Here is a 14,888-nt window from a genome sequence, read left to right on the forward strand (position 1 = left end):
AAACGGGGAGGAGAGGAATATGTCGGAACGAAAGCTGCGCATCGGATGCGCGTCGGGTTTCTGGGGCGATACGCCGGAAGCGATCGGTCAACTGGTCTCAAAGGGCGAGATCGACTATCTGGTGTTTGACTATCTGGCAGAGGTGACAATGTCGCTGATGGCGCGGGCCCGCGCCAAAGCGCCCGAGTCGGGCTATGCGCCGGACTTCGTCAAGGCGCTGGCACCCTGGTTGTCGGATATCAAGGCAAAAGGGATCAAGGTCGTTGCCAATGCAGGGGGCGTGAACCCGCGTGGCTGCAGCGATGCGCTTGCCAAAGCCGCCGCCCAGGCCGGGATCGATCTGTCCGTCGGAGTCGTGCTAGGCGATGACCTGTTGCCCAGGGCCGATGAAATTCGCAAAAACGGTCAGACGGAAATGTTCTCGGGTGTCGCATTTCCAGATGATATCTGGAGCATGAATGCCTATCTGGGTGCCCGCCCCATCGCTGCCGCGCTGGATGCCGGGGCCGACATCGTGATCACCGGACGCTGCGCCGACAGCGCGGTCGCGCTTGGTCCCCTGATGCATGAATACGGTTGGGGCGACGATGACTGGGACAAGCTCAGCCAGGGATCGCTGGCCGGCCACCTGATCGAATGCGGCCCCCAGGGAACCGGCGGCAACTTCACCGACTGGCAGGACGTGCCGGGTTGGGACAATATGGGCATGCCCATCGTCGAGGTGTCCGAAGACGGCAGTTTCATCATGACCAAGACGCCTGACACCGGCGGGCTGGTCGTGCCCGGGTCAGTCGGAGAGCAGATGCTCTATGAAATCGGGGACCCGCGCGCCTACCTGTTGCCCGACGTGATCTGCGACTGGTCCGGGGTCACCCTGGAACAGGTCGGACCCGACCGGGTGCTGGTCAAGGGCGGCAGGGGGCTTGGGCGCACCGACAGCTACAAGGTGTCGGCGACCCATGCCGATGGCTGGCGCGCGGTCTCTACCCTGACACTGGCCGCGATTGACGCACCCGCCAAGGCCGAACGTGTGGCCGAGGCGATCCTGACCCGCTGTCGCCGGATTTTCCGCGACCGCAACATGGGAGATTTCCGGCAGGTCAGCGTCGAGGTGCTGGGGGCCGAGGCGGCCTACGGCGCAAATGCGCGCGCCCGGACCCGCGAGGTGGTGCTCAAGATCGGCGCGGTCCATGACGATCGCGCCGCGCTGAACATCTTTGCCGGCGAAATCGCACCGATGGCGATTTCGACCGCGCAGGGTCTGACCGGGTTCTTCGCCGGACGGCCAAAGGTGCAGCCGGTGGTCCGTCTATTTTCCTTCCTTCAGAGCAAGGCCGAAACCCCCGTCGCGGTCGAGGTCGACGGCAAGGATGTGCCCGTGAGCGTGGCCACTACGCCAGTCCACCTTGATCCGCCTGCCGCACCGCCCGCAGATAGCCGCGAGCCCGGTCCGGACGTTGTCAAGGTCCGCCTCGTCGATTTGGCCTGGGGCCGCTCGGGCGACAAGGGGGACATCGCCAATATCGGCATCCTCGCGCGCAAGCCGGACTACCTACCATATATCCGCTCGGCTCTCAGCGAAGAGGTGGTGAAGGACTATTTCGCCCATGTCTGCGACGGCAGGGTAGAACGGTTCGACTTGCCTGGAAGCCATTCGCTGAATTTCCTGTTGCATGAATCGCTTGGCGGTGGCGGCATCGCCTCGGTCCGCATAGACCCGCAGGGCAAAGGGTTCGCGCAGATGCTGCTTGATATCGAAATTCCCGTGCCAGCCGATCTGGCCGCACGTGACGGACTGAATGCCGCGGCCCGGAACTAAGAGGACGACACCATGACCATTTCGAAACTCCTGGTCGCCAATCGGGGCGAGATCGCGGCGCGCGTGTTGCGCACCGCTAAGGCCCGCGGGCTTGCGACTGCCGTGTTGCGTCATGTCGCCGAGCAAGAGGGGCCGGCGCATCTGATCGCAGATGAGGTCGTGATGATCGACGGCCCGACGCCCGTGGCCGCCTATCTCGATATTCCTCAGATCGTCGAAGCCGCCAAAGGGATCGGCGCGGACGCGGTTCATCCCGGCTATGGCTTTCTGTCAGAGAATGCCGGTTTTGTCGCGGCGCTGGAAAAAGCCGGAGTGACCTTTGTCGGCCCGACGTCCGAGGTCATCGACCTGATGGGGGACAAGGTCCGCGCCCGCGCCTTCGTCGAGGAACGCGGGTTTCCCGTCGCCCCCTCGGCCATCGAGGATGATGATCCGGCGAGCTTTGTCGAACGCGCCCGCGCCGTTGGCTATCCGCTGCTCATCAAGCCCTCGGCCGGCGGTGGCGGCAAGGGCATGCGCGTCGTACGCGAGGACAGCACGCTGGAGACCGAAATCGAAACCGCGCGCCGCGAAGGCGAACGATATTTCGGCGACGGGCGGCTTTTCGTCGAACGCTATATCGAACGCCCGCGCCATATCGAGGTGCAGGTGATGGGCGACGGACAGGGCAACGTGGTCCATTTCTGGGAACGTGAATGTTCGATCCAGCGCCGGTTCCAGAAGATTATCGAGGAAACGCCGTCACCGGCGCTGACCCCCGAGCAACGGGATGAGATCTGCGAGACCGCTGCCGGAATTGCCCGCGCCGTCAAATACCGCGGGGCAGGGACTGTCGAATTCATCTATGCACAGGATGGGGCCTTTTATTTCCTGGAAATGAACACCCGCCTTCAGGTCGAACATCCGGTGACCGAGATGGTAACCGGCTTTGATCTGGTTGCCGAGCAGCTGCGTGTCGCGGCGGGCGACGGGCTGAGCGCCGTGCAGGCGGATATTCCCCAAACCGGACACTCGATCGAACTGCGCATCTGTGCCGAGGATGCGACCGCCGATTTTCGCCCCGCGATCGGCAATATCCTGCTGCTGGACGAACCCCAGGGCGAGGGGATCCGCGTAGACAGCGGCATTCTGGATGGCGGCAAGGTAACGACCGACTTCGACCCGATGTTGTCCAAGCTGATCGTGCATGGCCCGGATCGCGCGCAGGCCATCGCCCGTGCCCGGAGCGCGGTGCAAAGCTATGTGATTCTCGGGGTAACGACCAACACCGGTTACCTGGATGCAATCCTTGCACATCCGGATTTCGCCTCTGGTGACGTTTCAACTGGCTTCCTGGCTGAACAATCCGAAACGCTAACCGCGCCGGGCGAAGATGTCTCTGACTTGCTGATAGCGGCGGCGGCCCTATCGGACGAGCGCCTGGTGAGTGACGTAATGCAGATACCGGAAATGTACCGCAAGATGGGTGGGTGGAGAAACTGATGCAACGGATTTTTCAGATCGACGGAGAAGAGACTGATTGCTGGCTGGGTCATGATGGCAGCCGGTTCGTGCTCAACACCCCCACTGGCGCTGTTGCCTGCCAATTGGATCCGACGGGTCTGCCGGGCGGTTACAAGCTGCGGGCCAAGGGTGTTGTGCGCGAATTGCGACTGGCCGTGGGGCCGGAAGCAACTTTTGTGCACATGGACGGGCGAACCTACGAAGTCGGGCGGGTTGATCCCGCCGAACGCCTGGCCGGAAGCGACGGTGGCGCGAGCGACGACCGATTGGTGGCGCCCATGCCGGGTGTCGTGGTGTCAGTTGCGGTTAAACCCGGCGATGCGGTTGAAGAAGGCCAGCCACTTCTGGTGATCGAAAGCATGAAGTTGGAAACCACACTGACGGCGCCGCGCGACGGGGTCGTTGCCGAAATGCCATTCGCCGAAGGCGACAGTTTTGGTCTGAAAGACATCCTGGCCCAATTGGCTCCGGAGGAGGAGTGACCATGCGCAGAATTGAAAGTCAGATCGACACCAATGCCGCCGACTACAAGGCAAATTTCGCCGCCATGTCTGAACGGCTGAAGGAATTCCACGCTCGCCAGCACGCGGCGCGTTTCGAACGTCCGCAACGCGATATCGACCGCCTCGCCCGCCAGAACAAACTGGGCGTGCGCGAGCGGTTGAAACTGCTGCTGGACCCCGGCACTCCGTTTTTGGAATTTTCAACCCTGGCGGCCTGTCGTGAATATGACGGGGTGGTGCCCGGCGCAGGCGTGGTTACGGGGATCGGCATCGTGCAAGGCCGCGAGGTCGCCATTCATGCCAATGATGCCAGCGTCAAGGGCGGTGCCTGGTATCCGCATACCGTGAAAAAGGTCGTGCGTCTTCTGGATGTCGCGCTGGAAAACCGTCTGCCGGTCATCCATATCTGCGACAGCGCGGGCGGTTTCCTGCCGCTGCAGCACGGGGTGTTTCCCGACCGGTATCTGGGCGGGCGGGTGTTCCGCAACCAGGTCAAGCTGAGCCAGGCCAATATCCCGCAGATTGCCGTGGTCGGCGGACACTGCACGGCTGGCGGTGCCTATGTGCCGACGCTGAGCGACTACAACATCATCATCGAAGGCACAGGCGCGATTTTCCTTGGCGGTCCCCCGCTGGTCAAGGCGGCTACCGGCGAAGAGGTCGGTGTTCAGGAGCTTGGCGGCGCGGTCATGCACACCTCGGTATCGGGCACCGGCGACTATCGCGCCGCGACCGAACAACACGCCTTTTCACTGGCGCGCGAGATTGTCAGCCAATGGATGCGCACCCCGAAAACGATCATCGAAACCGCCGCTTTTGAAGAGCCATACTACGACCCCAAGGAGCTTTATGGGATCATCCCCAAGGACCGGAAAACCCAGTTTGATATGCGCGAGGTTCTGGCGCGGATCGTCGATGGCTCGCGCTTTCACGAATACCAGCCCGACTATGGCACCACGATGGTTTGCGGCTTTGCCCATATCTGGGGTTACAAGGTCGGCATCCTTGCCAACAACGGGGTGCTGTTCAACGACAGTTCGCTCAAGGCAGCGCATTTCATGCAGTTGTGCAACCAGAACCGCACGCCTCTGGTCTTTTTCCAGAACATCACCGGCTATATGGTGGGCCGCGAATACGAAGAACGAGGCATCGCCAAGGATGGCGCCAAGATGCTGATGGCGCAGGGCGGCTCGGTCGTGCCGAAGTTTACCGTGATCGCCAATGCGTCTTACGGGGCCGGCAACTACGGGATGTGCGGACGGGCCTGGGACGCGCGCACGCTGTTCATGTGGCCCCAGGCCGAGATCGGCGTGATGGGGGCGGATCAGGCCGCAAATACCATGGCGGACGTCAAGATTCGGCAGCTTCAGCGCGAAGGCAAAGAGCTGACCGAAGAAGAAATCGCCGCGATCCGCGAACCGGTGCTGGAAAAATACAAGCGCGATGTCGAGGCTTATACCTCGACCTCGGAATTGTGGGACGACGGCATCCTCGATCCGGCGGACACACGCAACGCGCTTGGCATGTCGATTTCTGCCTCGCTCAATGCACCGATCGACGATCCGCACTACGGGATCTTCCGTCTGTAAAGGCTTGAGGGACGGCACACCGGGTCGGGGAGTGCCGTTCCGCGTCAAGGCGCTTCCATCTGGTGCTTTCGGAATCTGAAGTAGTCCTGACCGGTCCGGTTCCCGGACCGGTCAGGACGATGTCCGCCGCGCCTCCTGAATGGAGACGACGTCAGAGGCCGCCATGCCGGGCCGGTTTGCCTCGACCGCCTTCAGCGGCTCGACCGGCGTCAATCCGGCCAGACAGTCGCGCGCAAGTTGCTGGTATTCCGCGGTGCCGCGCGTTTTCCACGCGATTTCTTTCTCGCTGACCTCGCGGATCACCTTTGCCGGCGATCCCACCACCATCGAACGCGGCGGAATCACGGTTTCGCCACGCACAAACGCCTGCGCGCCGACAATCGATTCCGCCCCAAGCTCTACACCATCCATAATGACGGAATTCATTCCGACCAGAGCGTTCCGGCCCACTGTGCAACCGTGCAGGATCGCGCCATGGCCGATGTGGCCGTCGCTTTCCACCACGGCGTCGCGGCCGGGAAAGGAATGGATGATGCAATTGTCCTGAACATTGGCTCCATCCCCGATCACGATCCTGCCGAAATCGCCCCGCAAGCTTGCTCCGGGGCCGATGTAGCATCCATGACCCAAGATGACATTTCCGATCAGAACGGCCTGGGGGTGGACATATGTATCCTCGGGCACGACGGGTATAAAACCCTTGAACTCATAACAGTATGCCATTCCGACCACCTTTCGTAAGCTGAGTGCTAAACGCTTGTCAGCGGTTGCGCCGGGACCAGAATCCCTCAATTGTGCCGCCGATCAGGGCGTGTGGCCCGAAAACAAACACAAGTTAGAAAATAGCGCAAGCTCCCTACGTCACAGCTTGGCGATATTGACACTTCCCAAGGTTGGGATTTAAAATCTAACAAATGGTAGAAAATAGGCTGGCGGACCGATTAGGGTGGCCTGACCGAACTTGGGAGAGAGAGAAATGACAGACAAAGCCTATGTTGCAGGCGTTGGGATGGTCCCGTTCCAGAAGCCGGGAAAATCCGAAAGCTACGATGTGATGGCGACCGCTGCGACCCGGTCCGCTCTGGCAGACGCGGGGTTGGATTATGATAAAGTCCAACAGGCCTATGTTGGCTATGTCTATGGCGACAGCACCTGCGGTCAGCGCGCCCTGTACCATGTCGGAATGACAGGCATCCCGGTTCTGAATGTGAACAACAACTGCTCGACCGGATCGTCCGCCCTGTTCCTGGCCAGGCAGGCAGTTGAAAGCGGCGCGGTCGAATGTGCTCTGGCACTTGGGTTCGAACAGATGCAGCCCGGCGCAATCGGTGCGATGTTCCATGACCGGGTCAGCCCGTTTGCGGCATTCGACAGTGAAACCGACGATCTGGTTGGCCGTTCCGAAATCCCGCTGGCACTGCGGTACTTTGGCGGTGCGGGCAAGGCGCATATGGACGAGTTCGGCACACCCGTCGAGACCTTCGCCAAGATCCGCGCCAAGGCCAGCCGACATGCTGCGAAGAATCCGGTTGCCCTGTTCCGGCAGGAGGTGACGGCGGAAGATGTCATGGCCGCCCAGGTCGTCTGGCCCGGCGTCATGACCAAGCTCATGGCCTGTCCGCCAACCTGTGGCGCGGCGGCGGCGATCATTTGTTCCAAGGAATTCGCCGACAAGCACGGATTGGACAGTTCCGTTCGGATCGCGGCGCAGGCCATGACAACAGACGGACCGGAAACTTTCGAAGCCCATGACATGCGCGAAGTGGTCGGCTTTTCGATGGCCAAGCGCGCCGCCGATCAGGTTTACGAGGACGCGGGCATCGGGCCCGAGGACGTGGATGTGGTCGAACTGCACGACTGTTTCGCCCACAACGAGCTTATCACCTATGAGGCGCTTGGCCTTTGCGGTCGCGGCGAAGCGGCGAAATTCGTTGATGATGGCGACAACACCTACGGCGGAAAATACGTGACCAACCCGTCGGGCGGTCTTTTGTCCAAAGGCCATCCGCTTGGGGCGACCGGCCTAGCGCAATGTACCGAGCTCGTTCAGCAGCTTCGCGGCCAGGCAGATGCGCGCCAGGTTGATGGCGCACGTCTGGCGCTTCAGCACAATCTGGGCCTCGGCGGGGCCTGCGTCACCACGCTTTATGAAAAAGCCTGATAGCGCCTTTCGGGAGGAATCAATATGACTGGAAAACTCGACGGGCGCGTGGCGCTGGTCTCGGGCTCGGGCCGGGGCATTGGCCGCGAAATCGCTCTCAAACTGGCCTCGGAAGGGGCCCGGCTGGTGATCAACGATCTGGATGCGGATCCGGCCAATGAAACCGCCGAGGCGGTGCGCGCAATGGGAGCTGAGGCCGTGGTCTGTGCCGGCAGCGTCACCGAAGACGGTTTTGCCGAACGGTTCATCAAGACCGGCGTGGACAGCTTTGGCGGGTTAGACATCATCGTGAACAACGCAGGCTACACTTGGGATAGCGTCGTTCAGAAGATGTCCGACGAACAGTGGCAGGCGATCATCGACGTCCACCTGACGGCACCTTTCAAGATCCTGCGCGCTGCCCAGCCGGTGATCAGCGCCAAGGCCAAGGAAGAGGCCGCCGCCGGGCAAGAGGTGTTCCGCAAGGTGGTCAACATCTCGTCCATCGCAGGGACCGGCGGCAATGCTGGCCAGATCAACTATTCCGCCGCAAAGGCCGGTATCCTAGGGGTCACCCGGACGATGGCCAAGGAATGGGGCCGCTATAAGGTCAACGTCAACGCCGTCGCCTTCGGCCCGATTCGCACCCGCTTGACCGAAGGCAGCGCGGATGGCGACAGCACGATCAAGGTCGAAGAAAAAGAGATCAAGGTCGGCGTGAATCCCGATCTCCTGTCCCAGATGGAGCGCATGATCCCGCTGGGCCGGGTCGGCACTCCGGAAGAAGCTGCCGGTGCCGTCTATCTGTTCTGTGCGCCGGAATCGAACTTCATTTCAGGCCAGCACGTCATCTGCGGTGGCGGTTTCGTGATCTAAGGCATTTGCCCGGACCCGATGACGGGGTCCGGGCAAGCACATTAATGTCTGGGCGGCCTCTTGGCGGTCGCCAATGCGGAATTTTCCGCAAACTCTAGTCTGGCACGATCACGACGATTTACTCATTTGCGTTATTAACCTAACAGGCGTTAGTTAGGCGTTGGGGCGATACGAAAGTATATGGCACAAAACACGGCAATCAAAATCAACGAGACATCGCGCAGCGCGGTTGGACGGGATGGGGTGCTGGACATTGCCGCGCGGCTTTTCCGCGAACAAGGCTACGGGTCCGTTTCGCTCCGAAAAATTGCCGAGGCCGCCGGGATCAAGGCGGGTAGCATATATTATCATTTCGGTTCCAAGGACGAGATCGTCGCGGCCGTTCTTGATGCAGGGATTCGAGTCGTTCACGAGAGCATGAGAGACGCCGTCACCGACCTGCGGGCCGATGCCGACGGCGAAACGGTACTGCGCGCCGCGATCCGGGCGCATCTGCGCGCGCTTATTGATGTGAGCGATTATACATCGGCGAATGTGCGTATTTTCGGGCAGGTGCCGCAATCCGTCCGGGATGCCAACTTGCCCACGCGCAGGGCCTATGAGGCAGAGTGGGACAGTCTTCTGTCCCAGCTTAAGAAAGATGGCACGCTGAAGCAAGACGTCGATATCCGTCGCCTGCGCCTGATGCTGATCGGTACATTGAACGCCACGCTCGATTGGTTCGACCCGGACCGCGGTAGCGCCGATGCGTTGTCACGCACCTATGCCGATGTGTTCCTCAACGGGATACTCCAAAGACAGGATACCTGACTTCATGGCACGTCTTGAAACAGCGGTGCTGACCGCATCAGAGACCTACACCCGCAACCACGCCGCACAAAGCGAGCGCGTCGAAACGCTGCGTGCGCGGATCGCCGAAGCAACGGCTGGCGGCCGCCCCGATATGGTCGCGCGGCATCGCAAGCGCGGCAAGCTGTTGGTCCGCGAACGGATCGACCTGCTGGTGGATCCGGGCACTGCGTTTCTTGAGCTGTCGTCGCTTGCCGCCTACGGTCAATACGGGGGCGAGGTGCCCGGTGCGGGGATCGTGACCGGTATCGGGATCGTCCACGGGCTGCCCTGCGTTGTGATCGCCAACGATGCGACAGTGAAGGGTGGGTCTTTCTATCACGAAACCGTGCAGAAACACATCCGCGCCCAGGAAATCGCAGCCGAGAACCGGCTGCCCTGCCTCTATCTGGTGGATTGCGGCGGTGCCTATCTGCCAGAGCAGGACCGGGTTTTCCCCGATGCCCGCCATTTCGGCAATTCCTTTTATCGTCAAACCAACATGTCCGCGAGCGGCCTGCCGCAGATCTCGGCGGTCTTTGGAGGCTGCACGGCCGGTGGGGCCTATATCCCGGCCCTGTCGGACGAAGTCATCATGGTACGCGGCAACGCACGCATCCATCTGGGCGGCCCCTCGATCGTCAAGGTGGCGATCAACGAAGAGGTTGATGGAGAAACATTGGGGGGGGCCGAGATGCATTCGCGCGTCTCCGGTGTGTCTGACCATCTGGCCGAGGACGAGTATCATGCGCTTGCTCTGATGCGCGACATCGTATCCGAACTGGGCCTGTCGCGCCCGATGGGTCCCGATGCAACCTGCGCGCCGCCGGCGCGCAACCCAGAGGAACTGCTTGGCGTCATCAGCGCCGATCGCAAACAGCCCTATGACATGCGCGAGGTTCTGCTGCGCATGATCGACGCCGGCGAATTCCGCGAATTCAAGCCCGGATGGGGTGAGACGCTGGTCTGCGGCACCGCGCGGATTCACGGCTATCGAGTGGGCATTCTCGCAAATAATGGGGCGCTTGTGTCCGACAGTTCGCTCAAGGGCGCGCAATTCGTGTCGATGTGCGATCAACGCAACATCCCGCTTTTGTTCCTCCACAACATCTCGGGCTTCATGGTCGGCACCGAAGCCGAGCGCGGCGGCATTGCCAAAGACAGCGCCAAGCTGGTCTATGCCATGTCGGTTGCCAAGGTGCCGCGCCTGTCGGTCCTCTTGGGCGGCTCATACGGGGCAGGCAACTACGGCATGTGCGGACGTGGTTTCGCCCCGAATTTTCTCTTTGCCTGGCCCACGGCGGAACTGGCCACCATGTCTGCCGACATCGCCACAAATGTGATGCTGGAACTGCGCCGCCAGAAAGGGGGCGACCCGGGCAAGATGGAGGCCGACATGAAGCTGATCGAGGAGCAGGTTCGGGCCCAGTACGGTGAACAGTCCGATCCCTATTATGCCACCTCGCGGCTTTGGGATGACGGGCTGATCGAACCCGCGCAAACCCGCGATATCCTTGGCCTGTGTCTGGCCATCGTGACATCGGTGCCCGAAGCCGGTCGCCATACGCCTGTATTCAGAATGTGAGGCTTCAAGTTGACCAATACCTACAACACGATCCTTATCGAAACCGATGCGCGTGGCGTCGCCACGCTGACGCTCAACCGCCCCGACAAACACAATGCGCTGAATGGCGAATTGATCGCAGAGCTATACGATGCCGCCGAAAAGCTGGCTGCAGATGACGATGTGCGTATTGTGGTCCTGACCGGCGCGGGCAAGAGCTTCTGCGCGGGCGGCGATTTCAACTGGTTCGCCTCTAATGTCGAGAAAACCCGTAGTGAAAGGGTCGCACAAAGCGCCACGCTGGCGCGGCTGTTGCGCCGTCTTGACACGCTGCCCAAACCCTTGATCGGGAGGATCAACGGCCCGGCTTACGGTGGCGGTGTCGGCATGATCTCCGTCTGCGACTACACCATCGGCGCCGAAGGCGCGCGCTTCGGTCTGACCGAGGTAAAACTGGGCCTTCTGCCCGCGAATATATCGCCTTATGTGGTGGCCCGCATCGGCAAGGTGCATTCGCGTGAAACCATGCTGTCGGGGGCGTTGTTCGACACGGCCCGCGCCGAGCGGATCGGTCTGTTGACCGAGGTTGTCGCGCCGGGCGACCTGGACGCCACGGTGAACCGGGTGGTGCATGATCACCTTCAGGCCGCGCCGGGTGCCGTGGCCGATACCAAGGCGCTGATCGCCTATGTCGCGTCCCACGATCTGGAGACCAACATGATCTACACCGCCGACCGGCTGGCCGATGCGTGGGAGACTGAGGAAGGTATCGAAGGCATCAACAGTTTCATCAACAAGGGCGTTCCGTCATGGCGGGTGAAATGAGCTTCACCCGCGTTCTGATCGCCAACCGGGGCGAGATTGCCCGGCGCATCCAGCGCGGGTGCCGCAAACTGGGGCTGGAAAACGTAGCGGTGTTTTCGGACGCGGACCGCGACGCGCCCTTCGTGGCCGAGGCCGATCATGCCGTCTGCATCGGTGGGGCCGCCCCGTCGGACAGTTATTTGAACGTCGAGGCCATCCTTGAGGCCGCGCGGGCGACGGGCGCGTGTGCGGTGCACCCGGGCTATGGTTTTCTGTCTGAGAATGCCGGTTTCGCGGCGGCGGTCGAGGCGGCGGGCCTTGTGTTCATCGGGCCGGAACCCGACGCTATCGCGCGGATGGGCTCCAAGATCGAGGCCAAGGCTGCCGCCGAAGCCGCAGGCGTGCCCGTCCTGCCCGGCTATCGAGGCGAGGATCAGTCCGACGCGCGCCTGCTGCAAGAGGCCGAGGCGCTAGGCACCCCCTTTCTGGTCAAGGCCAGCGCCGGCGGCGGCGGACGCGGGATGCGGCTGGTCTCCGATCCGGGCGACGCACCCGAAGCGATTGCATCTGCCCGGGCCGAAGCGCAGAGCGCCTTCGACGATCCGGCGGTGTTCCTCGAACGCTATGCACCCCGTGCCCGCCACGTCGAAGTGCAGGTTCTGGGCGACACTCACGGCACCGTGCTGCATCTGGGCGACCGCGATTGTTCGCTGCAACGCAACCACCAAAAGCTGATCGAAGAAGCCCCCGCCGCCGATCTTCCCGAGGCTGTGCGCGACCGCATGCGTGCGGCAGCGGTGCGGTTGGCGCAGGCGATCGGCTATCGCTCCGCCGGGACGGTGGAATACCTCTATGACCCCGGGCGCGGTGAATACTACTTTCTGGAAATGAATACCCGGTTGCAGGTGGAACACCCCGTGACCGAGGCGATCACCGGCATCGATCTGGTCGAATGGCAGTTGCGCATCGCGCGGGGCGAGCCGCTGGCGCTGACGCAAGGCGATGTGCAGTTTGACGGGCACGCCATTGAAATCCGCATCGCCGCCGAAAACCCGGCCGAGAATTTCCGCCCCGAAACGGGCGAGATCAGCCTTTGGGCTCCGCCCGCCGGCGTGCGGCTCGATACCGGGGTCGAGGCAGGCTCGGTCGTCAGCCACCATTACGATTCGATGATTGCCAAGCTGATCGTCCACGCGCCGGATCGGGCCGGTGCGATCCGCCGGGCGGTTGTCGCAATGGATGCCTTTGCAGTCGGTGGCGTCGGTCTGAACCTGGCCTATCAGCGCGCGTTGCTGACACACCCGGATTTTGAGGCGTTCCGGCACCATACCTCAGGCCTGCCCGAGATGTTTCCAGGCGGCTGGACTGAACCGTCCGCTGATCCCCGGGACATGGCCCTTGCCGCGATGGCGCTGCATCTGCATCTCGCCCCGGCGGGCGCGTCGCCCTGGGAAAGCCTGGGGTCATGGCGGCTCACGGCCCCTGCGGGGTGGCCCGGTGCAGCATCCTATTGGGAGACGACCAAAGACGACCCGATCCGCGTAAACGGCTCCGGGTCGGTGTTGACAGCCGTACAACTGGACGGCCAGACCATCGCGGTCGAGAGTGCCGCCTTAACAGGATGCCGTCTGAGCGGACGCATCGACGGGGTTCCGTTTTCGCGCACCGCCTATGTCTCGCGCGCGCCGGGTCACTGGCGGGTGCACCTGCAAACCCCTGCCGGAATGACCGCGACAGACCTGCGCACGCTGGAAGACCAGCATCTGCAACGTGCCACCGGCGGGTCTGGCGTCGCTGACCTGTTGTCCGCACCCATGCCCGGCGCCGTTGCCGAGGTGCGTGTCGCACGCGGCGACCGCGTTAAAGCCGGTGACACGCTTGTGGTGCTTGAGGCCATGAAGCTGTTGCAAAGCCTGCCCGCGCCGGTCGCGGGCGTAGTGACGGAAATCTATTGTGCACCGGGCGACACGGTTGCCGGGCACGCCCCACTTATCAAACTCGATCCAGAGGAAAACACATGACCAGACAAGACAACATCACCGCGGCCTCCGGCCCGTTCAACGAAGACCTCAACTTGATCCGCGACCAGCTGCGCCGGTTCATCGAAACCGAGGTGACCGCCAAGGCCGAGCCCTGGGAGGAGGAGGGCATGGTGCCCCGCGACGTGCTGCGCCGGATGGGTGATCTCGGCGTTCTGGGGATGCGCTATGACGAACAGTATGGCGGCGCGGGGCTGGACGTGATGTCCAGCGTGGTTTTGGCCGAAGAGGTCGGGCGATCCACCTTCGGCGGATTCTCGGCCACGGTTCTGGTCCACACCGACATGGCCTCGCCGCATCTGGAAAACGCCGGCACGCCCGAACAGAAGGCGCGGTGGATGCCGTCGATCACCTCTGGCGAAATGATCACCGCCGTCGCCGTGACCGAGCCGGGCGCGGGCTCGGACGTGGCCGGCATGCGCACCCGCGCGGTGCGGGACGGGTCGGATTGGGTGCTGAACGGCACCAAGATGTTCATCACCAACGGCGTGCATGGCGATCTCTACTTTGTCGGCGCCAAGACCGATCCCGATGCCAAGGGGTCGCGCGGGATCACCATGTTTGCGGTCGAAAAAGGCACGCCGGGCTTTTCGGTCGGACGGGCGTTGAACAAGACCGGCTGGCTGTGCTCGGACACTGCCGAACTGATCTTCGAAGATGTCCGCATCCCGGCCGAAAACGTTCTGGGCGAGGTCAACCGCGGCTTCTATTCGGTGATGAAGAACTTCCAGAACGAACGCATCGTCCTGGGTGCGATGGCCTGTGCCGAAGCGCAAACCGCGCTGGACATGACCGTGGATTACGTCAAGCAGCGCAGGGCCTTTGGCGGCGTTCTGTGGGACAAGCAGGCCGTGCGCCAACGGCTGGCCGACTGTCAGACGCGGATCGCGGCAGGACGTCAGCTGGTCTATCACGCCGCCGGTCTGGATGCCGCGGGCGGTGACTGCGTGAAAGAGGTCTCAATGGTCAAAGCCTATTGCGGCGAACTGGTGAACAGCGTGCTTTATGACTGCGTCCAGTTTCACGGCGGCATGGGTTATATGCGCGAAACACCGGTGGAACGCATGTCACGCGATGCCCGTGTGCAGGCCATCGGCGGCGGGGCGAGCGAAGTCATGTTGGAAGAAGTCGCCAAGCGCATGTGAGTGTTGATTGTCACTGAGAACTGACCCGGTATTTTCACCGAGATTTGACCCACCCTCAGTTATGCGTCGTGGTTTATG

The 14,888-nt window shown here is 62.2% G+C and carries 12 protein-coding genes; 11 read left to right on the plus strand and 1 reads right to left on the minus strand.

Annotated elements, in window-relative coordinates; genetic code table 11:
- The first annotated feature begins 19 nt into the window (after positions 1-19).
- Genes ACGYK2_RS15610 through ACGYK2_RS15625 form a run of 4 tightly spaced genes read left to right on the plus strand, consistent with a single transcriptional unit; the run spans position 20 to position 5,414 of the window.
- Complete coding sequence (locus tag ACGYK2_RS15610; protein ID WP_152467139.1) at positions 20-1,819, plus strand: acyclic terpene utilization AtuA family protein; 1,800 nt, start codon at positions 20-22, stop codon at positions 1,817-1,819.
- 12 nt (positions 1,820-1,831) lie between these two features.
- The gene (locus tag ACGYK2_RS15615) at positions 1,832-3,301 is read left to right on the plus strand and encodes an acetyl/propionyl/methylcrotonyl-CoA carboxylase subunit alpha (protein WP_136340206.1); all 1,470 of its coding nucleotides are present in this window, start codon (positions 1,832-1,834) and stop codon (positions 3,299-3,301) included.
- Positions 3,301-3,804, plus strand: coding sequence for an acetyl-CoA carboxylase biotin carboxyl carrier protein subunit (locus ACGYK2_RS15620; RefSeq protein WP_232237131.1), 504 nt, complete (start codon positions 3,301-3,303; stop codon positions 3,802-3,804). The genes ACGYK2_RS15615 and ACGYK2_RS15620 overlap by 1 nt, the downstream gene beginning before the upstream one ends.
- A gap of 2 nt (positions 3,805-3,806) precedes the next feature.
- The gene (locus ACGYK2_RS15625; RefSeq protein WP_043753618.1) at positions 3,807-5,414 is read left to right on the plus strand and encodes an acyl-CoA carboxylase subunit beta; all 1,608 of its coding nucleotides are present in this window, start codon (positions 3,807-3,809) and stop codon (positions 5,412-5,414) included.
- A gap of 111 nt (positions 5,415-5,525) precedes the next feature.
- Here ACGYK2_RS15625 and ACGYK2_RS15630 read toward each other — a convergent pair whose 3' ends face one another.
- Complete coding sequence (locus tag ACGYK2_RS15630; protein ID WP_043753615.1) at positions 5,526-6,137, minus strand: transferase hexapeptide repeat family protein; 612 nt, start codon at positions 6,135-6,137, stop codon at positions 5,526-5,528.
- Positions 6,138-6,390: 253 nt separating this feature from the next.
- Between ACGYK2_RS15630 and ACGYK2_RS15635 the strand changes: the two genes are divergently transcribed.
- From ACGYK2_RS15635 to ACGYK2_RS15665, 7 genes are all read left to right on the plus strand, one after another.
- Positions 6,391-7,575 (plus strand): lipid-transfer protein, encoded by a 1,185-nt coding sequence (locus tag ACGYK2_RS15635; protein ID WP_152467141.1) that lies wholly within the window; start codon positions 6,391-6,393, stop codon positions 7,573-7,575.
- A gap of 24 nt (positions 7,576-7,599) precedes the next feature.
- Positions 7,600-8,430, plus strand: coding sequence for an SDR family NAD(P)-dependent oxidoreductase (locus ACGYK2_RS15640; protein ID WP_027264429.1), 831 nt, complete (start codon positions 7,600-7,602; stop codon positions 8,428-8,430).
- Between the two features lie 180 nt (positions 8,431-8,610).
- Positions 8,611-9,240 carry a TetR/AcrR family transcriptional regulator gene (locus tag ACGYK2_RS15645; protein WP_197918523.1) on the plus strand — a complete coding sequence of 210 codons (630 nt, stop codon included), beginning with the start codon at positions 8,611-8,613 and terminating at the stop codon, positions 9,238-9,240.
- A 4-nt stretch (positions 9,241-9,244) separates the two neighbouring features.
- Positions 9,245-10,843, plus strand: coding sequence for an acyl-CoA carboxylase subunit beta (locus ACGYK2_RS15650; RefSeq protein WP_043753606.1), 1,599 nt, complete (start codon positions 9,245-9,247; stop codon positions 10,841-10,843).
- A 9-nt stretch (positions 10,844-10,852) separates the two neighbouring features.
- Positions 10,853-11,647: a crotonase/enoyl-CoA hydratase family protein gene (locus ACGYK2_RS15655; RefSeq protein WP_028288551.1), complete on the plus strand. Its 795-nt coding sequence runs from the start codon at positions 10,853-10,855 to the stop codon at positions 11,645-11,647.
- Entirely contained in the window at positions 11,632-13,647 is a 2,016-nt protein-coding gene (locus ACGYK2_RS15660) for a biotin carboxylase N-terminal domain-containing protein (protein WP_276155040.1), read from the plus strand. The genes ACGYK2_RS15655 and ACGYK2_RS15660 overlap by 16 nt, the downstream gene beginning before the upstream one ends.
- Positions 13,644-14,810, plus strand: coding sequence for an acyl-CoA dehydrogenase family protein (locus ACGYK2_RS15665; protein ID WP_152467144.1), 1,167 nt, complete (start codon positions 13,644-13,646; stop codon positions 14,808-14,810). The genes ACGYK2_RS15660 and ACGYK2_RS15665 overlap by 4 nt, the downstream gene beginning before the upstream one ends.
- The last annotated feature ends 78 nt before the right edge of the window (positions 14,811-14,888 follow it).

The sequence above is a fragment of the Sulfitobacter sp. 1A10359 genome (assembly GCF_043558145.1).
In the GTDB taxonomy this organism is placed as follows: Bacteria; Pseudomonadota; Alphaproteobacteria; order Rhodobacterales; family Rhodobacteraceae; genus Sulfitobacter; species Sulfitobacter faviae.